Origin of the sequence: Nonomuraea jabiensis, assembly GCF_014204795.1 — a bacterium.
GTDB lineage: Bacteria > Actinomycetota > Actinomycetes > Streptosporangiales > Streptosporangiaceae > Nonomuraea > Nonomuraea jabiensis.
In genome coordinates, this window is the sequence record NZ_JACHMB010000001.1 from 166,089 (window position 1) to 188,203 (window position 22,115).

Consider the following 22,115-nt stretch of genomic DNA (forward strand, 5'->3'; position numbering starts at 1 on the left):
CTTATGCGCCGTGACCACCCTCGCCCTCGCCGCACCCGCCGCCGCGCTGACCGGCTCGGCCGGTCCTGAGCCCGTGCCCAATCCCGGCCCTTCGGGCACTCCGACCCCCAACCCCTCCTACAGCCCGCCCCCCGGCCCGCAGGCCGCCGAGCCGGCTCCGCCCGTGGCGGAGACCCGGCGGGCGGCACGGGACGCGCAGGCCCTGGCCCGGGCCGAGGGCGCGGCCTTCGCCTCCTCCTTCGAGCCCGAGGACCCGCAGCCGACGTGGGCCGACACGACAGAGACCGACGCCCGCGGCGTCAAGAAGGCCGCGAACGTCACCGGCAGCCTGCCCGGACGCATCGAGGGCAGCATCTCGGACCGGATCGCCCGGTTCAGCGCCAGCGGCGAGAACGCCTCCGGCGGCGAGGGCAAGGAGAACCTGGCCGACGACGACGCGAACACCAAGTGGCTGGCGTTCGCCGGCACCGGCTGGGCGCAGTACGGATTGTCCGCCCCCGTCGCGGTCGTGCACTACGCGCTGACCTCCGCCAACGACGCCCCCGAACGCGACCCGCGCGACTGGCAGCTGCAGGGCTCGCAGGACGGGCAGAGCTGGACCACCCTGGACACCCGGACCGGCGAGACGTTCACGGCGCGTTTCCAGCGCAAGGAGTACCGCCTCGCCAACCCGACCGCCTACGCCCACTACCGGCTGAACATCACCCGCATCGGCGGCGGCTCGACCCTGCAACTGGCCGAGTGGGAACTGTCTGACGGCCGGACCGGCCCCGAGCCGCCCAGCGACATGCGCAGCCGGATCGGCGCGGGGCCGAACGGCGGGTTCGTGTCCAAGCCGCGCGCCGGCTTCTCCGGCCTGCGGGCGTTCCAGTACGCGGGCAGCACCACCGCCCGGACCGGCGGCCACTCCACCAACAAGGTGTTCGAGGTGGACATCCCGGTCACGGCCACGACGGAGCTGTCCTACCTGGTCTTCCCCGAGTTCACCGCGGCCGACCTGCGCTACCCCAGCACGTACGTCTCGGTGGACCTGGCCTTCCGCGACGGCACGTACCTCAGCGACCTGAAGGCCGTCGACCAGCACGGCGTCCGGCTGGCGCCGCGCGCGCAGGGCGAGTCCAAGACCCTGTACGCCGACCAGTGGAACTACAAGCTCTCCCGGATCGGCGAGGTCGCCAGGGGCAAGCGCATCAGCCGCATCCTGGTGGCCTACGACAGCCCCGTGGGGCCCGCCGGGTTCCGCGGCTGGGTGGACGACATCAAGATCGTCACGGAGCGGAAGCGGCAGCCGTACGAGGGCCGCCCGGCACACGGCGATCGCAGCCCCACCCAGTACGTGGTGACCACCCGGGGAACGCACTCCACCGGCGGCTTCTCGCGGGGCAACAACTTCCCGGCCACCGCGGTGCCGCACGGGTTCAACTTCTGGACCCCGATGACCAACGCCGCCTCGACGAGCTGGCTGTACGACTACCACCGGGCCAACAACGCCGCCAACCAGCCCGAGATCCAGGCGTTCACGGCCAGTCACGAGCCCAGCCCGTGGATGGGTGACCGGCAGACGTTCCAGTTCATGCCCTCGGCGGCCGAGGGGGTGCCCAACGCGTCCCGTACCGCCCGCGCGCTGGCCTTCCGCCACGAGCGGGAGGTCGCGCAGCCGCACCTGTACGCGGTCACCTTCGACAACGGCCTCAAGACCGAGATCGCCCCGGCCGACCACGCGGCGCTGGCCCGCTTCACCTTCCCCGGCACCGAGGCCAAGCTGATCTTCGACAACGTGAACAACAGCGGCGGCCTGACCCTGGACCCGGCCGGCGGCGTGGTGAGCGGCTACTCCGACGTGCGCAGCGACCTGTCCACCGGGGCCACGCGGATGTTCTACTACGCCGTCTTCGACCGCCCGGTCACCGGCGGCGGCAAGCTGACCGGCCAGGGCCGCGACAACGTGCTCGGCTACCTGTCCTTCGACGCGGGCACGACGAGAACGGTCACCATGCGCATCGCGTCCTCGCTGATCAGCGTCGACCAGGCCAGGCACAACCTGGAGCTGGAGATCGCCGCCTCGGACACGCTGGAGACGGTCAGCGAGCGGGCGCGCCGGGCGTGGGACGCCAAGCTGGGCGTCATCGAGGTCGAAGGGGCGAGCCGGGACCAGCTCGTCACGCTGTACTCCAACCTGTACCGGCTGTTCCTGTATCCCAACTCCGGCTTCGAGAACACCGGCACCGCCGCCGCGCCGGTCCACAAGCACGCCGTGCAGTCGGCGACCAGCACCCCGCCCAGCACGCCCACCCAGACCGGGGCGCCGGTGGCGGACGGGAAGGTGTACGTCAACAACGGCTTCTGGGACACCTACCGCACCACCTGGCCCGCGTACGCGCTGCTCACGCCGAAGGCGGCCGGGGAGATGGTCGACGGGTTCGTGCGGCAGTACCTGGACGGCGGCTGGATCGCCCGGTGGTCCTCGCCGGGTTACGCCGATCTGATGGTCGGCACCAGCTCCGACGTCGCCTTCGCCGACGCGTACCTGAAGGGGGTGACCGGCTTCGACGCCGTGGCCGCCTACCAGGCCGCGGTCAAGAACGCCACCGTCGCCCCGCCCACCCGGCAGGTGGGCCGCAAGGGCCTGACCACCTCCGTCTTCCTGGGGTACACGAGCGTCCAGTCGACCGGGGAGGCGATGTCGTGGGCGATGGACGGCTACATCAACGACTTCGGGATCGCGAACATGGCCAAGGCGCTGGCCGAGCGGTCCACGGGAGCGCAGCGTGCCCGCTACCTGGAGGAGTACGAATATTTCCAGAACAGGGCGCGTAACTACGTCCACCTGTTCGACCCGGCGGTCCGCTTCTTCCAGGGCAGGAACGCCGACGGCTCCTTCCGGCTCAAGCCGGGCGCCTACGACCCGCGTACGTGGGGCTTCGACTACACCGAGACCGACGGCTGGAACATGGCCTTCCACGTCCCGCAGGACGGCCGCGGCCTGGCCAACCTGTACGGCGGCGCGGACAAGCTGGCCGCCAAGCTGGACGCGTTCTTCGCCACCCAGGAGACGGCGACGTTCCCCGGCTCGTACCGGGGGATCATCCACGAGATGCGCGAGGCCCGGGACATCCGGATGGGCCAGTACGGGCACAGCAACCAGCCCTCGCACCACATCGCCTACATGTACGACTACGCGGGACAACCGTGGAAGACCCAGGCCAAGGTGCGCGAGGCGCTCTCGCGGCTCTACCTGGGCAGCGAGATCGGCCAGGGCTACCCCGGCGACGAGGACAACGGGGAGATGTCGGCCTGGCAGGTCTTCGGGGCGCTGGGCTTCTACCCGCTGCAGATGGGCAGCCCCTACTACGCGATCGGCTCGCCGCTGTTCGAGAAGGCGACCGTGCACCTGGAGGGCGGCAGGAAGCTGGTGATCAAGGCGCCGGGCAACAGCGCGCGCAACGTCTACGTGCAGGGGCTGAAGGTCAACGGCAGGGCGTACGACAAGACGTACCTTCCGCACGACCTGATCGCCAAGGGCGGCGAGCTGGTGTTCGAGATGGGGCCGAAGCCGTCGCGCTGGGGCACGAGCAGGAACGCCGCCCCGCCCTCGATCACCGGCGACGACCGGATCCCCGCCCCGCTGCACGACCTCACGGGGCCGGGGCGCGGCACGGCGTCGGCGGCCGGCGGCGCCGACGTGAGCGCGCTGTTCGACGACGACTCGGCCACCCGGGCGGCGCTGCCCGAATGGGTCCGGTACACCTTCGACGGCGACCGGGAGGCGCGCTACTACACGCTCACCTCCGGCGCCGGGCAGCCTTCGGAGGATCCGTCCGGATGGGTCCTGGAGGGCTCCGCCGACGGCACGTCGTGGAAGGTGCTCGACGAGCGGGCCGGCGAGAGCTTCCCGTGGCGGCTGCAGACCCGCCCGTTCAAGATCGCGCATCCGGGCGCGTACGCCCACTACCGGATCAGGTTCACCGGCGGCACGTCGCTCGCGGAGATCGAGCTGCTCGCTCCCGCGCCGCCCGCCACGTCACCGCTGGTCATCGAGGCCGCCGGGGTCTTCGCCGCTCCCGGGGAGACCGTGACGCTCCCGGTGACCGTGTCCGACCACGCCGACCGGCCCGCCACCGGACGGCTGACCGCGACCGCCTCCGAGGGCTGGACCGTCCAGCCCTCGGAGGCGGTCGCCTTCGGTCCCGTCGCGCCGGGCGCGTCCCAGACCGTGACGTTCCAGGTGACGGTGCCGGCGACGGCGGGTCCCGGCAGCCACCCGATCCGGCTCGCCGCCACCTCCGACCAGGGGCAGGCCGCCGAGCAGGTGACGGTCACGGTGGTCGGCGACACCGTGGAGTTCACGCCCGGCACGGCGGCCGAGGAGCCGTGGCTGCTGGAGGCCGACGGGTCCCAGCTCGACGGCGAGGTGTTCGACGGGCGCGCCCGTTTCACCGACGGCGACAGCCACGCCACGTACAAGTTCGAGCTGCCGGCCCAGGTGAGCGGCGGTTCGGTGACGCTGGACATCGGCAACCAGTTCCTGGTGCAGGTCTCGGCCGACAACCGGAGCTGGCGGACCGTGCTGCAGGAGAGCGCCGACGTGCGCGACCTGTCCAACCGCTCGGCGCGCACGCTCGACCTCGACGAGCTGCGGGGCCAGGCCCGTACGTTCTACCTGCGCATCGGGGACAGCCGGCCGGACAACGGCTGGGGGTCCTGGCTGGCCAGGGTGCGGCTGGACCTGCGGCGCCAGGAGTTGCGGAAGATCACGTCTCCCTGAGGAGGTCTCCAGGCGAAGCCCGCGGCCAGCGCCGAGCCCGTACGCGGGCAGGGCCGCCGCGGGCACCGCGACGGCGGGCAGCGCCACCGGGTGCCACGCCTTGCCGTCCCAGCGCACGCCGCCCCGGATCCGGCCGGCTACGCGGAGCTGAACGGTTGAGGAACGTCACCCCATCCGGGCGGTCAGCGCGCGCAGGCCCGCCAGGACCTCCGCCCCCGTCGGGGCCTGGTCCGGGTCGTTGAGCCACTGCGCCATCACGCCCAGCAGCAGCGCGAGATGGACCGAGCCGACGGTGCGCACCTCGCGCTCGGCGATGTCGGCCTCGTCGCCGTCCACCAGGTGCGCGGCCATGCCGCGGCGGCCCTCGCGCTGGCCGGCCACGAGCTCGTCACGCAGCTCCGGCGAGTGCTCGGCCTGCACCATGGCCTCCAGATTGGCCAGCCACAGCGTGCGGTGCTCGCCGATCGACGCGATGAGCCGCTCCCAGAGCGCCTCGAAGCGCTCGCCGGGCGGGGCCGCCTCGTCCACGGCGGCCATCGCGGCGCCGATCTGCTCGCCCCACTCCCGCATCGCCTCCACCAGCGCCGCGTTGAGCAGCGCCTCGCGCGAGCCGAAGTGGTAGCCGATCGCGGCCATGCTGACGCCGGACGCCGCCGCGATGTCGCGGACGGTCGTGCGCGCCCACCCCTTCTCCTCCAGGCAGCGCCGCGCCCCGGCCAGCAGGTCCTCACGGTTTCCCATGGCGGGCAGCCTAGCACGAGCGCATGAGACGAACGTCTTGCGCATTTGCCCAAATCCTGCGTACGGTTGCCCCACACCAACCGAGAAGGGAAGTCCCATGCGGATCCTGATCTCCGGCGGCAGCGTCGCCGGCCCCGCCCTGGCCTACTGGCTGCACCGGCACGGCCACGCGCCCACGATCGTGGAGCGGGCCCCGGTCGTCCGCGGCGGCGGCGCCGCCATCGACTTCCGCGGCAGCGCGCTGGAGGTGCTGGAGCGGATGGGCCTGCTGGCGGAGATGCGCCGGCACGAGACGGGGATGACCGGGATGACGCTCGTCGACGAGGCCGGCGAGCCCCTGGCCGAGCTGCCCGCCGACGCCATCTCCGGCGACCTGGAGGTGCTCAAGTCCGACGTGACCGCCATCCTGTACGAGGCCACCCGCGACACCACCGACTACCTGTTCGACGACACGATCACGGGGCTCGACCAGGACGGCTCCGGCGTCCACGTGACCTTCGAGCGCGCCGGATCCCGTACGTTCGACCTGGTCATCGGCGCGGACGGGATGCACTCGACCGTGCGCCGGCTCGCCTTCGGCCCCGAGTCCCGCTACGTCCGCCACCTGGGCATCTACGGCGCGCTGTTCACCACGCCCAACCTGTTCGGCCTCGACCGCACGGGCCTGATGCACAACACCGCCGGCCGCAGCGCGCTGGCCTTCGCCGCCCGCGGCAACAGCGAGCTGCGCGTCGGCCTGTCGTTCGGGGCCGACCACCTGGACTACGACCGGCGCGACCGCCGGCAGCAGGAGAAGCTGGTGGCCGAGCACTTCGCCGGCGCGGGCTGGGAGGTGCCCCGGCTGCTGGAGGCCATGAGCGAGGCCGAGGAGTTCTTCTTCGACTCTTCCGGCCAGGTCGTGATGGATTCATGGTCGGCCGGCCGGGTGGCCCTGGTGGGCGACGCCGCCCACTGTGCCGCGCCCACCTCCGGCCGCGGCACCTCGCAGGCGCTGATCGGCGCGTACGTGCTGGCCGGCGAGCTGGCGCAGGCCCCGGACCACGCCACCGCCTTCGCCGCGTACGAGGGCCGGCTGCGCGACTACGTCGAGCGCAACCAGCTGCACGGCCGGGCCGCGGCCCGCTGGTTCCTCCAGCCGCCCACCGAGCCCCCGGTGGAGGTGGCCGAGGACGTGGTGGCGCTCGAGGACTACACCTCGGGATGAGGTCCCGTTCAGTCCATGTCGATGTCGTCGAGGTGCCCGAGCAGGCGCGAGAGGACCCGGAGGCAGGCGGTGACCTCGGCGTCGGTGAGGTCGCCGCCGATCCGGCGCAGCTCGGCGCGCTCGCGGTCGATCACGGCGGTGATGACGGCCCGCCCCTGCTCGGTCAGCCGGATGAGCGACGACCTCTTGTGCGCCGGGTTGGCCACGGACTCGACCAGCCCCCGCCCGGCCGCATCGTTGATCATCCGCTGGACGAACTGGCGGCTCAACGCCTGCGCCCGGCCCATCTGGGGGACGGTCATGGGCCCGTGCTCGCGCAGCAGGTTGAGCACGGCCCGCACCCCCACCGACAGCCCCTCGATGGGCGCGTCCTGCTCCACCTTGCGCTGGGCGCGCCGATACAGGGGGCCCACCAGGTCGAACACCTCGGTGAGCCGGTCGCCCGGGCTGCGGTTCGTGTCGCTCACCCCACCATGATGACACCTAGGTTGTCATCTTCGGTCAAAAATGACACCTTAGTTGTCATGAAGGATCTGTTCTGGCTCGACACCGGCGCCGGACGCCCCCTCGTCCTGCTGCACGGCGGCTTCGTCGACCACCGCATGTGGGACGACCAGATTCCCCGCTTCGCCTCGCGCTACCGCGTCATCGCGCCCGACGCCCGCGGCCACGGCCGCTCCGCCAACCCCACCGGGCCGTACCGGCTCGCCGACGACCTCGCCGCCCTGCTGCGCCACCTGGACACGGGGCCGGCGGTCCTGGCGGGCGTGTCCATGGGCGCGAGCATCGCGGTCGACACCGCGCTGGAGCACCCAGACCTGGTCGCCGCCGTGGTCGTCAGCGGCGCCGGCACCGGCGAGCCGTACTTCACCGACCCCTGGACCACCCGCGCCCTGGCCGCCTGGCACGCGGCGATGGCCGCCGGCGATCTGGAGGGCTCCGTCGAGGGCTTCATGGCGTTCGCCGCGGGCCCGCACCGCGCCCTGGACGAGCTCGACCCCGGCGTCGCCGGCCACCTGCGCCGGATGGCCAGGGACACCATGTCCAAGCACGCCGCCGGCGAGCCCGACCTGCTCGTCCCGATCCGCGACAGTTGGGAGCGCGCCGCCGGGATCGGCGTTCCCGTGCTGGCCGTCAACGGCGCCCTCGACTCGCCCGACCACATCGGCATGGCCGAGCGCCTCGCCCGTACCGTGGCCGACGGGCGGGCGATCTCGATCGACGGTGCCGCCCACTACCCCAACATGGAGCGCCCGGACCTCTTCAACGACCTCCTCGAGGACTTCGCGTCCTCTGCGGCCTCGTGAGACCCCGCTCAGCGCGGGGCGCGGTCAGAGCCAGCCGGCCTCGGAGGCGATGCGGATGGCGTCGATCCGGTTGCGCGCGCCCAGTTTGGTAACTGCCGAGGTCAGGTAGTTGCGGACCGTGCCGTACGTGAGGAAGAGCCGCTCGGCGATCTCCAGCGGCTGGGCGCCGGTCGCCGACAGCCGCAGCACCTCCGTCTCGCGCTGGGTGAGCGGGCTCTCCGGCGCCCGCAACGCGGTCATGGCCAGGGCCGGGTCCACCACCTCGCCTCCGGCGGCGACCGTCCGGATGGCGGCGACGAGGTCGCCGGGCCTGATGTCCTTGGGGACGAACCCCGCGACCCTCGCGTCGAGCGCGCGGCGCAGCTCGCCCGGCCTGCTCAGCGCGGTCAGGATGAGCACCCGGCAGCCGGGCAGCCGATCGTTCAGCTCGGCGGCGGCCGTGATGCCGTCCATCCCCGGCAGGTCGATGTCGATCACCGCGACGTCCGGCCGGTGACGCTCCGCCGCCGCCACGATCTCCAGACCGCTGGACACCTGGGCCACCACGTCGATGCCGTCGTGGAGGTGGAGCAGCTCCACCAGCGCCTCGCGCAGCAGGAGCATGTCCTCCGCGAGGAGGACCCGGAGCACGCTCATGTGCACGGTGCGGCGGGATCTTCCGGGGTCAGTCTCAGTTCCGTCGTCACGACCACTCACCTTAGAGGCCCGGAAGCGGCGGCGGGGGCCCGACCGGGATCCGCGCGGAACTCGGCGAGCAGCTCGAACCTGCCTCCGGGGCGGTGCCCTGCCGTCAGCCGCCCGCCGGTCCGCGCCGCGATGCTGCCGAGCCCGGTCCCCCGCTCCCCCGGCCGTCCGGTGGCGCCGTCGTTGACCAGCCGCAGCCGTACGGACCCCGCCGCCTCCGACACGGTGATCTCGCAGGTGCGGGCCCGGCTGTGGCGCAGGACGTTGGTGACGCCCTCGCGGAGCACGGTGGCCAGCGCGGTGTCCACCTCCGCCGCCAGCGGGCCCGTCCCGACGCGGGCCACCACCTCGATGCCGGCGCTCGCCAGCACCTCGCGGGCCGCGTCGATCTCGGTACGGAGCCGCAGCTCGACCCGGTCCCCGGCGATGGAGCCGAGCTCCGCCACCGCCCGTTCCACCAGCGACCCGAGCGCGGCGATCTCGGCCCTGGCCCGGGAGGGGTCGGTGTCCAGCAGGCGCTCGGCCACCTCGCCCTTCAGCGCGACCGCCGACAGGCTGAAGCCCAGCACGTCGTGCAGGTCACCGGCGACGCGCACGCGTTCGCGGCGCACCGCCGCCTCGGCGAGTTCACGCCGCATCCGCTCGAGCACGGCCAGCAGCCCGCTCAGCCGTCCGAGGCAGTACACCAGCCACATGATCATGATGTGGCCGCCGAACAGGCTCAGCGCCGCGGCGACGTCGTCGACGAACAGGGCACCGCTGTCGACGGAGTGGAGGAGCCAGGCGAGGTGCCCGGCCAGGACGAGCCCGGTCATCGCCCAGGAGAGCGGCGGACGTACGTTGAGCAGCAGCTTGCCCGTGAAGACGCTCAGCAGGCGGTCCCAGGCTTCAGGGAAGACGGCGAGCGGCAGCAGGATCAGCAGGCTCTGCGCGATCAGCGCCGCCCGCGACGGCGGCAGCGCCTGGAGGATGACGACGGCGGCCAGCAGGGCCGCCGCGAGGGCGAGGGCCGGCCAGTCGTAGGGGTGGGTGGGCGCCATGACCTTCAGGACGAGCACGCACTGGATGAGCAGGATCGCGAGCAGCACGTGCCGGGCCAGGCGCGGCGACTCGACCGGCGGCGGGACCCGCGCGGGAGCGGCGGCGCGGTAGGCGCCGGCCGTGGCCCGCACCTCCGCCAGCGTGCGCCGCGCGAGCTCGACCCCTTCCCGGAGGTCGCGCCGGGCCTCGCCGGGATCCTCCTGGGCCGCCTTCCGCATCCGGAACGCGATCGCCCGCAGCTTTCCGCCGAGGACGCCGCGTAACTCCCCGTCCAGGCGGAGGCGCTCCCTGGCCAGGGCCGCCCGGGCCAGTTCCTCCCGGGTGCCGTGCACCTGCTCGACGGCCCGGACGAGCGCGGACAGGCCGAACACGATGAGACCGTCGTCCGCCGTGATGATCGCGTACCCGAGGAGGGCCTGGACCTCCTCCCCGGGGTAGGCGTCGTACCCGAGCACGAGGACGGACGCGCCGGCCGCGGCCACGACGAGGACGAACAGCGGCCAGGCGACCCGCTGGGGAAGGGCGCACAGGACGGCGGCGGCCACGGTCCACGGCATCCACTCCCAGGACTCGCCGACGACCGGGAACGGCAGGAAGTAGAGCAGCACCACGGCCGCGAGGAGCGCGTAGCGGACGGCCGGGCGCCGGCGCCGCACCGCCAGCGCGACCAGCGGCGGGTACGACGCCATCGGCAGCAGCACCCCGAGCGGGCCGGCGCCGCTGTCCAGCCCGCCGAACGCCCGGATGTAGATCAGGATGCCGAACGAGGCCCACAGCATGGCCCGGGCCAGCCGGAGCGGAAGGTCGTCCGCGGTCCGCGCCACCCGGCCCCTCCCCGTGAACCGTGCAAAATGCATACCCGGCCGAGTACAGCGACACTATCAGCGGCTCTGTCCCCGATGTCACGATCCCTCTGCGCCGAGATCACTCCGGCGGCCGGGCTCGTCCGAGCCCTACGAGCCCTATGAGCACTGTGGAGACATCATGCTGAACCGACTGGCACCGGCCGTGGTCCCGGCCCTGGTCTCGGCCCTGATCTCGGCCCTGATCTCGGCCCTGGCCGTACTGGGCCTGATCGGCGCGCCGAGCGCGTCCGCCGCGGCGCCGATCACCGCGCGGGCCGCCGTCCAGGTGCGGAGCGCGCCCGCCGACGCCCTCGCGCCCGGCCCCTTCCACCGGCAGCTCGACCCGCTGGCCGGCACGTGGAAGGCCGTCAAGACCAACTACCTCCTCGGCGGCGGCAAGCCGGTCGTCTCCCGCGACATCACGGTCACGACGCGGTGGATCGCCAAGACCGGCGGCCGCTTCCTGGAGGAGCGGACCGAGGGGACCCTGGGCGGCAACCCCTACTACCGCCTGGGCATCCTCGGCTTCTCCACCATCGACCGGCGCTACGAGTGGACGACGTTCGACAGCGTCACCCCCACCGCGATGACCTACCGGGGGCCCGCGCTCAGCAAGCGCACCAACGAGCTGTCGCTGCCCGGCACGTTCACCGACCCCGGCGTGCTGGGCCCCGAATACGTCGGGAAGACCATCCCGATGCGGACCGTGATCACCATCAGGTCGAACGACAAGCACACCTTCGACCTGTACTTCACGCCTCCCGGCCAGCCCGAGCGGCTGGTGGACCGCGTCGTCTACACCCGCAGGGCGCCGGCTTAGCCGTCGTGGAGGTACCGGCCCCGGAGTTCTGAGATCAGCTCCTCCTCCACCCGGAGCCGGTCGGTGACATATCCCCGGACGGAGCCGTGTGCCGCCGCCAGGTCGGCCAGGAAGAGGCGCATGATCTCGCCGGGGGCTCTGCCGTACCCGGGCCACTTCAGCTCGCGGCCCGGGTGGGCGGCCCGCCAGTCGGCGACCAGCCGGTCGGTGGCCAGCTCGGTCAGCGCGAAGTCCCGCACGATGTCGTCCTCCGGCACCTCCAGCAGGGCCAGCACCAGCGCGGCCACCAGCCCGGTCCGGTCCTTGCCGGAGGCGCAGTGGAACACCAGCGGCTCGTCCGCCGAGGCGATGACCTCCAGGGCCTGCCGCAGCTCCGCGACCCCGTCGAGGGCGACCTCGGCGTAGCGGTCGGCCAGGAAGCGCCACGGGTCGGCGTCCGGGTCGATCTCCGCCTGGTCGTAGGGCCGGTGCTCGATGCTGAGGTTGTGATAAGCCATCCCGTCGTGGTGCGGCACCCGCCCCCTGGCCTCGATCTCCCAGGGGTAGCGCAGGTCGATCACCGTACGGACGCCCAAGCCCAGGAAGCGGTCCCAGTCCTCGCCGCGCAGCTTGGCCAGCGAATCGGACCTGAACAGCCGCCCCCACCGCACCACGCTCCCGCCGGCGGCCCGGTAGCCGCCGAGATCCCGGAAGTTGTGCAGCCGCTCGAACGCGATATGTCTTCTCACGCGGTCACTCTACGACCGCCCCATGCCCGCGTAGTGCTCGGCGATCTCGTCGCTGGTCGTCAGCCATACGCCGTCGTGGCGGGCAGCGCAGGAGGAGCAACCGAATAATTCGGTAGGTCGCGGTAATCCAGGGGCGTCCGGAGGGACTACTGGGTGTGGATGATCCCGAGGAACGATTCACAGACCTCTACGACCGGCACTATCGCAGCGTCCTGGGCTACGCCCTGCTGCGGGCCGAGCGCGACCTCGCCGAGGACGTCTCCAGCGAGACGTTCCTGGTGGCGTGGCGGCGGCTCGACGACCTGCCGCAGCCGCCGCTGCCGTGGCTGCTCGGGGTGGCGCGCAACCTGCTGGCCAAGCAGCGCGACTCGCGCCACCGGCGGCAGGCCCTGGTCGACCGGATCGTGGCCCTGACCACCCCGCGCGACCAGGTGGCCTGGGACGTGGCCGAGCACGTCGTCGACAGGGAGACCGCGCTGGCCGCGCTGTCGGCCCTGCCGGAGCACGACGTGGAGGCCATGATCTTCGCCACCTGGTACGGCCTGCCGCCCGAGCAGGCGGCCTCCGTCGTGGGCTGCTCGGTCCGTACGTACAACGTCCGGCTCCACCGTGCGCGCAAGCGCCTCACCCAGGCCCTGCGCCTGGGCGGCGCGAGCCCGGCCCGCAGCCTCGACTCCTGACCACACCCTTGGAGGACCTTTCATGACCGACCGACTCTTCGCCGGGCTCAAGCCCGACGGGCTGGACGAGCTGGCCGAGGACGGCTACCGGCGGCGCCGCTCGGCCGACCTGGCCCGCGCCTTCGCCACGCCGCGCGTCAGGCGGCGCTCGCGGCGGCCGTTCCTGCTGGTGGCGAGCGCGGCGGCGGCCGGGCTCGCGGCCGCCACCGTGGTCGTCGCCTCCGGCGAGACCCCGGCTCCCAGGACGCCGAGCCCGGCAGTGGCGGCCGCGCCGGTGACCGCCCGCTCCTTCCTGCTCGCGGCGGCCTCGACGGCGCTGCGCGAGCCGGCCGAGTCCGGCCGCTACTGGTACGTCCGGGAGCGCACGTTCGCGAAGGTGCACCACGTGCCGGGCGACTACACGGCCAAGCTCAATGCCCTGCGCAAGGCGCAGAAGGACAAGGAGGCGGGGCTCAAGGGCGCCCCGGAGCGGCTGGCCGCCGCGGAGAAGGAGTTCGAGAAGAAGGTCACGGAGCTGAAGACCGGCGGGGTCCCCGAGCTGCCGTACGCGGCCTTCTCCGCCGACACCCGTGAGACCTGGCGCCCGATGAAGGCGGGCGAGACCGGCCGCAGCGTGAGCAACCAGGACGTCGAGGTCACCTTCGGCTCCCCGCAGGACGAGGCCGACTGGCGGGCGGCCGGCTCCCCCGAGCTGGCCGAGAAGAAGCCCAAGACCTACGACGACGGCACCGAGCGGGTCCTGTCGATCGACAACCCGAGCCTGAACCTGCACAACCTCGCGGACCTGCCCACCGGCGAGGACGCGCTGCGCCGCCGCCTGGACGACCTCTGGAAGCGCAGCCCGAACAGCGCGGACACCGACAAGGCCGGTTACCTCTGGCAGACCGCCGTGGACCTGATGACCGCGCCGCTCAAGCCGGGCACCCGCTCGGCCCTGTTCCGCGTGCTGGCCGACCAGCCGGCCGTGACGCTGGAGGGCAGGACCTCCGACGCGCTGGGGCGTACCGGGGTCGCCCTCTCCACGCCGGCGGCGCACGAGCTCACGGTGCGGCTGGTCGTGGACGAGCGGTCGGCGGGGCTGCTGCAGTACGAGCTGGCCGAGAAGGGCAAGCTCCTGCTGCGGGTGGCGCTGGAGGACATGGGCTGGTCCGACGAGCTCGGCAGGCGCCCGGCCGGCTGAGGCCCCGGCCGGACGCCTGCCACTGTCATGGGGGCTCAGCGGCGCCAGATCACCGCGGAGGGGCTGCCGGCGTCGACGGTGACGTCACCGTTCCAGGTGAGGAAGGACGGCTGCGGCAGGTAGTCCTGCCCCAGGAAGAAGCCGCGCTTGATGCCGGTGACGTGCACGACGGCGCCGTTGTCGGTGCCGACCACGACGCGGTTGGCGGTGATCTCCTGGATGTCGTCGGCCGTCGTGCCGGCCGGCAGCTCCACCGTGGTCGCGGCCGGGTCGTCGCGCTGGATGGACCAGGTCGGGTCCACGTGGTTCGACAGGTAGACGGTGGCGCCGCTCTTGAGGCGTACGCCGAGCGAGACGCCGACCCAGGACGAGCCGGTGTTGGGCCGGTCGGTCGTCTTCTTGACCACCGCGTACAGGTAGTTGCGCTGGTCGCTGACCTCCGGCGTGGCGGGCGTCGCGCCGGAGGCGGCCTCGATCTTGCCCTCCCGGATCATCTCCTTGGACATGATCTGGTAGGTCCAGGAGTTGGTGTCCATCATGTACTCGCGGGCCTCGGCGGCCGGCCGGGTCGGCAGCGCCGACAGGAAGAACCGCATCGGGTCGGTGACCTTGTCGCACATGTTGTTGTTGTTCGTGCAGGTCTCAAGCTGGGCGTGGTCGCCCTCGTACGTGCCGGCGAACCGCAGCGTCTGGTGGTTGGCGGCCTGGTAGGTGTCGCTGCCCGCGACCCGGTCGCCGCGCTCGTCGACCTCCACCGCGTAGACCCACTCGATGTCGGTGGTCCGGCCCCAGCGCGCCATCAGCGCCGGCGTGTTGGTCCCGCCGTCCTCGTTGCTCCACACGACGGAGTACGTGAGCTTCGTCCGGCCCGGCGCCGACCCGGGGCCGACCTCGTGCCAGGCGATGAGCGGGGTGTCGGTCGTCGCGTTCTGGTACGGGGTGCCGAGTTCGGCGAGGTTGCGGCCGTAGACGATGGGGGCGTAGCGCAGCGCCAGGTACTCGGCGCTGCCCGGCGCGTACGTCGTCACCTTCACCCGGTCGAGCAGGACGGACCTGCTCCCCGCGGCGGATCGGTCACCGGCGAAGCGCAGCCGCAACACGTGCGGCCCCTGCCGCAGCGAGCCGAGCGCGAGCTGCCGGGGCAGCCGCTGGTCTCCGGAGACGACGAGGTCGGTGGCGTAGCGGTTGTCGACGTAGATCGACACGACGGCCGACTCGCCGCCCTTCACGGCCCAGTCCGTGCCGGGCGCGGCGGCGCTCAGGTCGACGACCGCCTCGCCGGCCCGCTTCACGAGGAACGGGACCCGTACGTCGGAGTGGTCGCGGCGAACCTGGATCGGGCGGCCGTGATCGGCCTGCGCCACGGCGGGTGCGGCGAGCACGGCCGCCGTGGCGAGGGCCGCGGCCGCGGCGGTGAGCAAGGGGACGACTCGCATCAGAGTTTCCTCCGTGGGGGATTGCACCGCGAACCCGCGGTCAAAGCGATTGTCAGACCTGCCGGCCAACACCGAGAGAGCAATCGCTGAAAATCAGGACAACACCCCCGATCTCCGGCATATCCGGCCGCGAGGCGGCCGATGGATAGGATCTGGGGCCATGACGTCCGGCGAGGTCCCCGGCGAGCGGTTCCTCCTGCTCGTCTACCGCGTGCCCTCCACCACCTCGCGGGCCCGGGTGGCCGTCTGGCGCGAGCTCAAGCGCATGGGGGCGCTCTACGTCCAGCAGGCCGTATGCGTGCTGCCCGACCGGCCGGGCGTGCGCGAGCGCCTCGACAAGATCCGCGCCCGCATCGGCGAACTGGAGGGCGAGAGCATGCGCTTCGTGCTAGACGACATCGACGAGCACGAGCGGGGGACGCTGGTCGCCTCCTTCAAGGAGAACTCCGCCAAGGAGTACGCCGAGATCGTCGAGGAGTGCGAGACCAGGTTCTTCAAGGAGATCGAGTTCGAGCGCTTCCGCGGCAACTACACCTTCGAGGAGGCCGAGGAGATCCGCCAGGACCTGGAGAAGCTCAGGCGCTGGCTGCGCAAGGTCGAGGAGCGCGACTGGATGGGCGCGCCCGGCAGGGCCGAGGCCACGGCCAAGGTGGCCGAGTGCGAGCAGCTGCTGGAGGCGTTCGAGGCGGACGTCTACGAACGCGAGGGCGGCTCCGGGCAAGGCTGACCGGACGAAAATCCAGCCCGGACCTCGTGTTCCCGCACAAGCGCGACCACCGCCCCGGCCGGGTACGTTGCGCCAATGGACACCCATGACCTCGTGCTGAGCGGCGCCCGGGTCCTCGACCCGGAGACCGGTCTCGACGCCGTCGCCCACGTAGGCGTGACCGGCGGCACGCTCTCGGCCGTCTCGACGCGGCCGATGTCCGGCCGCGAGCACCTCGACGTCTCCGGGCTGGCGATCGCGCCCGGCTGGATCGACCTGCACAGCCACTCCCACACCGTCGCCGGGCACCGGCTGCAGGCGCTCGACGGCGTCACCACCGTGCTCGACCTGGAGGCGGGGATCAGCCCCGTGGCGGAGGCGTACGCCGAAGCCGCGGCGGAGGGGCGCCCGCTCAACTACGGCTTCTCCGCCTCCTGGGGCATGGCCAGGATGGCCGCGGTCGGCGGGTTGCCGCACGGCGGAGGGCTGGCCGCCGCGCTCGGCGCCCTCGGCAGCCCGGCCTGGCAGGCACAGGCGAGCCGGGCGCAGCTCCAGGCGCTGCTCGGGCTGATCGAGGCCGACCTCGCCGACGGGGCCCTCGGGATCGGCCTGCTGATCGGGTACGCGCCCAGGGTGGACCCCCAGGAGTACGTCGCGGTCGCCGGGCTCGCCGCCAGTGCGGGCACGCCCACCTACACCCACGCCCGCGACCTGGTCGAGCAGACTCCCGACCTGCCGATCGACGGCGCCGAGGAGGTCGTCATGGCGGCCGTCGAGACGGGCGCCCACATGCACTACTGCCACGTCAACAGCACCTCGCTGCGCCAGCTCGACCGGGTGCTGACGCTGGTGGAGCGGGTGCGGGCCGAGGGCGCGCGGGTGACCACCGAGGCGTACCCCTACGGCGCGGGGATGACCGGCATCGGCGCCGCCTTCCTCGCCCCCGAGGCCCTGCCCGCCTCCGGCATCGGACCTGAGTCCATCGTCTACGTCCCCACGGGAGAGCGGGTCGCCGACGCCGAGACGCTGCGGCGGCTGCGTGCCGCCGACCCGGGCGGGCTCGCGGTCATCCACTTCTTCGACGAGGACGACCCCGCCGACCTGGCCTTCGTCGACCGGGCGCTGCTCAGCCCCGGCACCGTCGTGGGCTCCGACGCCATGCCGCTGACCTGGGTGGGCGGGCCGCCCGAGCCGCTCGCCTGGCCGCTGCCGCCGTCCGCCGTCACGCATCCCCGTACGGCGGGGACCTTCTCGCGCGTGCTGCGCCGCCACGTCAGGGAGACGGGCCGCCTCACGCTGCTGGAGGCGGTGGCCCGCTGCAGCCTGCTGCCCGCCCGGGTGCTGGAGGACGCCGTGCCCGCCATGCGGCGCAAGGGCAGGATCCAGCCGGGCTGCGACGCGGACCTGATCGTCTTCGACCCGGAGACGGTCGGGGACCGGGCCACGTACGCCCGCAGCACCACGCCCTCGGCCGGTTACGCGCACGTGCTGGTCGGCGGCCGGTTCGTGGTGCGGTCGGGTGAACTCCTCCTCGACGCGCTGCCCGGCCGTCCCATCAGGCGCTGAGCCCTCAGCCGGGCTCCCCGGGCAGCAGGCGGAGTTCGAGCGCGGCCACCAGGCGCACGTCCGGGTCGGCGAGGTCGAGGCGGAACCGCTCGGTGATCCGCCTCAGCCGGTAGCGGAACGTGTTCGGGTGCACGTTGACCCTGGCCGCCGCCGCGGGCACGTCGCCGAACGCCTCGAGGTAGGCGCGCAGCGTCGGCAACCAGGCGGTCCCCCTGGCGGCGTCCTGCTCGACCAACCCGTCGAGCAGGCCCAGCCGCAGGCCCGGATGCTGCTCGGCCAGCCCTCTCAGCCGGTGGAGGGTCAGCGTGGCCCGGACGTCCTCCACCCGTACGACGGCGGGGGCGTTCCGCCCGGCGACGTCCAGCACCAGATCGGCATCGGCGCGCGAGGCGGCCACGCCGGTCAGGGCGGGAGCGGTCGGCCCGACGCCCGCCCGCACCGGCAGGCCGAAGGCCCGGCCTGCCGCGCCCGCGAACTCGCCCGCGAGGGCGCACGCCCGCGACCTCGTGGCCGCGACGAGGGCGTAGGCCCGCACGCCCAGGGCCACGGAGACGACCGTACGGCGGTAGGCGGAGCCCGACAGGGCGACGAGATCGGCGATCCGCCTGGCCAGGGCCGCGTCCGCGGGGGCGTCGCCGGTGCCGGCCCCCAGGGCGATCACCGTCACCGGCGCGGACAGCCCGAGGCCGGACGCGTCCTGCGACATGCCGTCCAGCAGGCGCGTCACCGCCTCCACGCGCCTGCGCCGCTCGGGGTCGGGCTCGGCGCGGCGGCGCAGCAGGTGCAGCGCCACGTTCCCGGCGGCCGACTCGAGGATCCGCCGCGCCTCCTGGCCCAGCGGCTCGTCTCCCTCGACGACCCAGATGCTGCCCAGCATCTCGTCACCCGCCCGGACCGCGATGGCCAGCCGCCGCCGGTAGCCGTGCACGTCGAACCCGGTCACGCTGACGGCCTGCGCGCTCCGCCGGATCCGGTGGAAGACGCCGGCGTCCCGGAGGCGGCGCTGCCACTCCTCCGGCACCCTGCGGCCCAGGATGTTCTGACGGCGCGGCGGGTCGATGCGGTGCCCGAGGTCGGAGTAGGCCAGCAGCCTGCCGTGCGGGTCCTCGATGGTGGAGGCCGCGCCCGCGCCCGCGGCCACGGCGTTGGCCAGGGCGAACAGGTCGCCCGCCGGGTCGTCCGCGGCGACGGCGCCGAGCAGCGCCGTGTAGAGGCCGCCCCACGGCAGCTCGGGGCCGGCCGCCAGCACGGCGATCCCCATGCTCTCCGCGGCGGCCACGACCGGTGGGGACACCGGGCGGCGCAGCACGACCGCTGCCAGGCGGGCCCGCGCGAGCCGGTCCAGCAGGTGGAGCTGCTCGTCCTCGCCCGTCACGCCGACGGCGAGCACGATGGGGTGGGCGTCCACGGCCTGCGGGTCGCCGGAGTCGAGGATGACCGGCGGGCCGGCGGGCGAGTCCCGGCCCGTGAGCAGGTCGATCCCGATTCCCGGCGCAAGCCGCTCGACCACGCTGCTCAGCGTCAGATCGGCCGGAGGCATGGTGGTGGTTCCTTTCTGCTGTTGTGCCCGGACGAGAAAGCGGGGCACGGAGTGTGGCGTCCCGGACAAGTCCGCGGCGGTCCGGGCGGGCCTAGCGTTCTCGGCATGTCACGCCCACCCGCCCCGTACTCCTCGGCCAGGCGCGCCGGCGAGCTGCTGTTCGTCTCCGGCCAGCTCGGCTACCTGCCCGACGGCCGGCTCGCCGAGGGCCTGGCCGCCCAGGCCCGCCAGGCGCTGGCCAACCTCGAAGAGGTCCTGGCCGCTCACGGCCTGAGCCGCGACGACGTCGTGAAGTGCCAGGTCTTCCTGTCCTCGATCGAGGACTGGTCCGACTTCAACGCGGTCTACAAGGAGCACTTCAACCGCCCCTATCCCGCCCGCTCCGCGCTGGGTGTCCGGCTGCACCCCGGGGTCCTGGTCGAGATCGAGGCCGTCGCTCTCTGCAGGACGCCATGAGCCCGACGAGCACCCCGACGAACGCCCCGACGAACGCCCCGACGAACGCGGACGTGCGCCGCGCCCGCGACGCGCTCCGGGGCCAGGTGATCCGCACGCCCGTGCTGTTCTCCGAGTCCCTGGACGCCCTCGCCGGGTGCCCCGTGTACGCCAAGGCCGAGTGCCTGCAGCACGCGGGCTCGTTCAAGGTGCGGGGCGCGCTGTACCGGCTGCTCACCCTGCCCCCGCAGGACCTGGCCGACGGGCTGATCACCGTCAGCGCGGGCAACGCGGCGCTCGGGCTGGCCCACGCGGCGCGCGAGTTCGGCGCGAAGCTGACGGTGGTCATGCCGGAGAGCGCGGTGCCGGAGAAGCTGGCGGCGGTGGCCGCGTACGGCGCGACCGTGGTCACCGAGGGCGTCGTGGACGCCGCCGCCGCCTTCGCCCGGGCCGAGCTGCTCCGCGCCGAGCACGGGCTCACCTTCGTGCACCCCTTCGACGACCCCATGGTCGTGGCCGGGGCGGCGACCGCCACGCTCGAACTCCTGGAGGACCGGCCCGGCCTGGAGCGGCTGCTCCTGCCGGCCTCGGGCGGCGGGCTGCTGGCGGGCGCGATCATGGCCAAGCGCACCCTGGGGTCCGACGTGGAGATCATCGCGGTGCAGCCGTCGGGCGCCGCCGGGTTCGTCGCGTCGCTGGTCGCGGGCGAGCCCACCGCCCCGCCGGTCATCCGCACCGTCGCCGACGGGCTCACCGCCCCCATGCCGGGACGGCTTCCCTTCGCGCTGGCCGTCCAGGCCAGGACCGAGGTGCTCACCGTCGCGGACAAGGAGATCCTGGACGCGATGGTGACGCTGGTCAGGACGTTGCGCGTGGTCGTCGAGCCGTCCGCCTCGGTCGGCCTGGCCGCGCTCACGCACGAACCGCACCTGCGGGACGGCCGCCCCACGGGCCTGATCCTGTCCGGCGGCAACATCAACTGGCGGCTGCTGGCGGACACGCTCCGCGTGCTCCCCGGCGTCGCATGACCCGTCGTTCGACCCGTCGTTCGACCCGTCGTTTGACCCGTCGTTCGACCCAAGGAGCCGAGCTTCACATGCGCCTGCGCGTCCATCCGCACGTCATGGTCTCCGGGGACGGCGGCCACGGCGTGCCCTGCGAGATCGGCACGCTCGAAGTGCCGCAGGTCCGGTCCCGGCCGGGCTCCCGGACGATCGAGCTGGCCTTCGCCCGCTTCCCCGGCCGGGGGCCGGGCCCCGCCCTGATCTACCTGGAGGGCGGGCCGGGCGCGTCCGGCCTGTCCACCTGGCGGGAGCTGCCCGGCCGCTACCTGCCCTTCCTGGAGTACGGCGACGTCGTCGTGTTCGACCAGCGCGGCACGGGCGCCTCCCGGCCCTGCCTGGAGAGCCCGTTCACCATGGACCTGCCGCTCGACCGGGTGATTGACCGGGCGGAGTTCCTGGCGGAGTCCGTGGCCAAGGCGGAGGCCACGGCCGCCTTCTGGCGGGAGCGCGGTGCCGACCTGGACGGCTACACGACCGAGGAGAGCGCCGACGACGTGGCCGACCTGATGTCGGCGCTCGGCTACGAGACGTTCCGGACCATCGGCGGCTCGTACGGCTCGCACCTGTCGCTGTCGGTCATCCGCCGCCACGGCCACCGCCTGGACCGGAGCGTCCTGTACGCGATCGAGGGTCCGGACGACACGTACAAGCTGCCCTCGGCCACCGACCGGCACCTGGCCAGGCTCGCCGCCATGGCGGCCGGGGCGCCCGAGCTGGACGGCCGGGTGCCCGACCTGCCGGGGCTGATGGAGCGGGTCTTCGACCGGCTGGCCAAGACCCCGGCCGAGGTGGACGGCGTGGTGATCGGCGAGTTCGACGTCAGGTACCTCACCGTGTCGGGGCTGGGGCAGCCCTCGTTCCTGCGGCGGCTGCCCGGCCTGTTCCTGGCCATGGAGGGCGGGGACTTCACCCCGTGGGCCGGGCACGTCAGGCGGCTGCGCACCGGACGCGCCGAGGCGCTCATGCCCCTGGTCATGGACGGCGCGTCGGGCGCCACGGCGGCGCGGCTGGACAGGATCGCGGCGGAGGCGGCGGCCTCGCCGTTCGGCGACCTGATGAACCTGCCCTTCCCCGGCGTGGCCGCCGCCGTCGGCGGGCCCGACCTGGGGGACGGCTTCCGGGCCCCGGTCCGCTCCGACGTCCCGGCGCTGCTGGTCAACGGCACGCTCGACGGGCGCACGCCCGAGACCAACGCGCTCGCCGTCCTGGAGGGTCTCGCCAACGGTCATCTCATCCTCGTCGAGAACGCGGCCCACGAATTCGCTCGGGACCAGGTGTGGGCCGCCCTGAGCGAGTTCATGGGCGGCCGTACGCCGGAGCTCTCGCGGGCCCGGCTCGGCTTCGAGTTCGTCCCGGACCCGCGAGAGCTCTGA

Annotated in this window: 18 protein-coding genes; 11 read left to right on the forward strand and 7 right to left on the reverse strand. The window is 73.2% G+C overall.

The annotated features are described in order from the left end of the window. Positions 1–10 precede the first annotated feature (10 nt). Complete coding sequence (locus HD596_RS00740) at positions 11–4,765, forward strand: GH92 family glycosyl hydrolase (protein WP_221519115.1); 4,755 nt, start codon at positions 11–13, stop codon at positions 4,763–4,765. A 165-nt stretch (positions 4,766–4,930) separates the two neighbouring features. Here the strand turns inward: HD596_RS00740 and HD596_RS00745 are convergent, their stop codons facing one another. Next, complete coding sequence (locus tag HD596_RS00745; RefSeq protein ID WP_185067387.1) at positions 4,931–5,506, reverse strand: TetR/AcrR family transcriptional regulator; 576 nt, start codon at positions 5,504–5,506, stop codon at positions 4,931–4,933. A gap of 97 nt (positions 5,507–5,603) precedes the next feature. Here HD596_RS00745 and HD596_RS00750 point away from each other — a divergent pair, with 97 nt between their 5' ends. Continuing rightward, positions 5,604–6,710 (forward strand): FAD-dependent monooxygenase, encoded by a 1,107-nt coding sequence (locus HD596_RS00750; protein ID WP_185067388.1) that lies wholly within the window; start codon positions 5,604–5,606, stop codon positions 6,708–6,710. 8 nt (positions 6,711–6,718) lie between these two features. Here the strand turns inward: HD596_RS00750 and HD596_RS00755 are convergent, their stop codons facing one another. Then, positions 6,719–7,177, reverse strand: coding sequence for a MarR family winged helix-turn-helix transcriptional regulator (locus tag HD596_RS00755; RefSeq protein ID WP_185067389.1), 459 nt, complete (start codon positions 7,175–7,177; stop codon positions 6,719–6,721). Positions 7,178–7,234: 57 nt separating this feature from the next. On the opposite strand from HD596_RS00755, the gene HD596_RS00760 reads away from it, so the two are divergent. Next, the gene (locus tag HD596_RS00760; RefSeq protein ID WP_185067390.1) at positions 7,235–8,017 is read left to right on the forward strand and encodes an alpha/beta fold hydrolase; all 783 of its coding nucleotides are present in this window, start codon (positions 7,235–7,237) and stop codon (positions 8,015–8,017) included. Positions 8,018–8,041: 24 nt separating this feature from the next. On the opposite strand, the gene HD596_RS00765 is transcribed toward HD596_RS00760, so the two are convergent. Both HD596_RS00765 and HD596_RS64555 read right to left on the reverse strand, forming a co-directional pair. Continuing rightward, entirely contained in the window at positions 8,042–8,647 is a 606-nt protein-coding gene (locus HD596_RS00765; protein WP_185078217.1) for a response regulator transcription factor, read from the reverse strand. A 62-nt stretch (positions 8,648–8,709) separates the two neighbouring features. Continuing rightward, complete coding sequence (locus HD596_RS64555) at positions 8,710–10,566, reverse strand: sensor histidine kinase (RefSeq protein WP_185067391.1); 1,857 nt, start codon at positions 10,564–10,566, stop codon at positions 8,710–8,712. Positions 10,567–10,726: 160 nt separating this feature from the next. Here HD596_RS64555 and HD596_RS00775 point away from each other — a divergent pair, with 160 nt between their 5' ends. After that, positions 10,727–11,407, forward strand: a complete 681-nt coding sequence (locus HD596_RS00775; RefSeq protein ID WP_185067392.1) for a DUF1579 family protein — start codon at positions 10,727–10,729, stop codon at positions 11,405–11,407. On the opposite strand, the gene HD596_RS00780 is transcribed toward HD596_RS00775, so the two are convergent. After that, positions 11,404–12,135, reverse strand: a complete 732-nt coding sequence (locus tag HD596_RS00780) for a tyrosine-protein phosphatase (RefSeq protein WP_185067393.1) — start codon at positions 12,133–12,135, stop codon at positions 11,404–11,406. The genes HD596_RS00775 and HD596_RS00780 overlap by 4 nt on opposite strands. 155 nt (positions 12,136–12,290) lie before the next feature. Here HD596_RS00780 and HD596_RS00785 point away from each other — a divergent pair, with 155 nt between their 5' ends. Together HD596_RS00785 and HD596_RS00790 are read left to right on the forward strand one after the other, a co-directional pair. Next, positions 12,291–12,815 carry an RNA polymerase sigma factor gene (locus HD596_RS00785; protein WP_185067394.1) on the forward strand — a complete coding sequence of 175 codons (525 nt, stop codon included), beginning with the start codon at positions 12,291–12,293 and terminating at the stop codon, positions 12,813–12,815. A 22-nt stretch (positions 12,816–12,837) separates the two neighbouring features. After that, entirely contained in the window at positions 12,838–13,995 is a 1,158-nt protein-coding gene (locus HD596_RS00790; RefSeq protein ID WP_185067395.1) for a CU044_5270 family protein, read from the forward strand. Between the two features lie 35 nt (positions 13,996–14,030). Here HD596_RS00790 and HD596_RS00795 read toward each other — a convergent pair whose 3' ends face one another. Beyond that, entirely contained in the window at positions 14,031–15,431 is a 1,401-nt protein-coding gene (locus HD596_RS00795) for a hypothetical protein (protein ID WP_185067396.1), read from the reverse strand. Positions 15,432–15,591: 160 nt separating this feature from the next. Here HD596_RS00795 and HD596_RS00800 point away from each other — a divergent pair, with 160 nt between their 5' ends. Together HD596_RS00800 and HD596_RS00805 are read left to right on the forward strand one after the other, a co-directional pair. Beyond that, complete coding sequence (locus HD596_RS00800) at positions 15,592–16,158, forward strand: Chromate resistance protein ChrB (RefSeq protein ID WP_185067397.1); 567 nt, start codon at positions 15,592–15,594, stop codon at positions 16,156–16,158. Between the two features lie 75 nt (positions 16,159–16,233). Then, positions 16,234–17,703, forward strand: a complete 1,470-nt coding sequence (locus HD596_RS00805; RefSeq protein WP_185067398.1) for an amidohydrolase family protein — start codon at positions 16,234–16,236, stop codon at positions 17,701–17,703. A gap of 4 nt (positions 17,704–17,707) precedes the next feature. On the opposite strand, the gene HD596_RS00810 is transcribed toward HD596_RS00805, so the two are convergent. Then, positions 17,708–19,243 carry a PucR family transcriptional regulator gene (locus HD596_RS00810; RefSeq protein ID WP_185067399.1) on the reverse strand — a complete coding sequence of 512 codons (1,536 nt, stop codon included), beginning with the start codon at positions 19,241–19,243 and terminating at the stop codon, positions 17,708–17,710. A gap of 105 nt (positions 19,244–19,348) precedes the next feature. On the opposite strand from HD596_RS00810, the gene HD596_RS00815 reads away from it, so the two are divergent. From HD596_RS00815 to HD596_RS00825, 3 genes are all read left to right on the forward strand, one after another. Further along, a complete protein-coding gene (locus HD596_RS00815; RefSeq protein WP_185067400.1) occupies positions 19,349–19,699 on the forward strand; it encodes a RidA family protein in 351 nt (116 codons plus the stop codon). Next, a complete protein-coding gene (locus HD596_RS00820; RefSeq protein ID WP_185067401.1) occupies positions 19,696–20,706 on the forward strand; it encodes a threonine ammonia-lyase in 1,011 nt (336 codons plus the stop codon). Before HD596_RS00815 ends, HD596_RS00820 begins: the two co-directional genes overlap by 4 nt. Positions 20,707–20,774: 68 nt before the next feature. After that, the gene (locus HD596_RS00825; protein ID WP_185067402.1) at positions 20,775–22,115 is read left to right on the forward strand and encodes an alpha/beta hydrolase; all 1,341 of its coding nucleotides are present in this window, start codon (positions 20,775–20,777) and stop codon (positions 22,113–22,115) included.

What these genes read in the sequence shown, in the direction of transcription:
- HD596_RS00790 (WP_185067395.1), top strand. Translation starts at nt 12,838, where the DNA reads ATGACCGACCGACTCTTCGCCGGGCTCAAGCCCGACGGGCTGGACGAG.
- HD596_RS00745 (WP_185067387.1), bottom strand. Translation starts at nt 5,506, where the DNA reads ATGGGAAACCGTGAGGACCTGCTGGCCGGGGCGCGGCGCTGCCTGGAG.
- HD596_RS00750 (WP_185067388.1), top strand. Translation starts at nt 5,604, where the DNA reads ATGCGGATCCTGATCTCCGGCGGCAGCGTCGCCGGCCCCGCCCTGGCC.
- HD596_RS00820 (WP_185067401.1), top strand. Translation starts at nt 19,696, where the DNA reads ATGAGCCCGACGAGCACCCCGACGAACGCCCCGACGAACGCCCCGACG.
- HD596_RS00760 (WP_185067390.1), top strand. Translation starts at nt 7,235, where the DNA reads ATGAAGGATCTGTTCTGGCTCGACACCGGCGCCGGACGCCCCCTCGTC.
- HD596_RS00800 (WP_185067397.1), top strand. Translation starts at nt 15,592, where the DNA reads ATGACGTCCGGCGAGGTCCCCGGCGAGCGGTTCCTCCTGCTCGTCTAC.
- HD596_RS00810 (WP_185067399.1), bottom strand. Translation starts at nt 19,243, where the DNA reads ATGCCTCCGGCCGATCTGACGCTGAGCAGCGTGGTCGAGCGGCTTGCG.
- HD596_RS00805 (WP_185067398.1), top strand. Translation starts at nt 16,234, where the DNA reads ATGGACACCCATGACCTCGTGCTGAGCGGCGCCCGGGTCCTCGACCCG.
- HD596_RS00825 (WP_185067402.1), top strand. Translation starts at nt 20,775, where the DNA reads ATGCGCCTGCGCGTCCATCCGCACGTCATGGTCTCCGGGGACGGCGGC.
- HD596_RS00815 (WP_185067400.1), top strand. Translation starts at nt 19,349, where the DNA reads ATGTCACGCCCACCCGCCCCGTACTCCTCGGCCAGGCGCGCCGGCGAG.
- HD596_RS00795 (WP_185067396.1), bottom strand. Translation starts at nt 15,431, where the DNA reads ATGCGAGTCGTCCCCTTGCTCACCGCCGCGGCCGCGGCCCTCGCCACG.
- HD596_RS00775 (WP_185067392.1), top strand. Translation starts at nt 10,727, where the DNA reads ATGCTGAACCGACTGGCACCGGCCGTGGTCCCGGCCCTGGTCTCGGCC.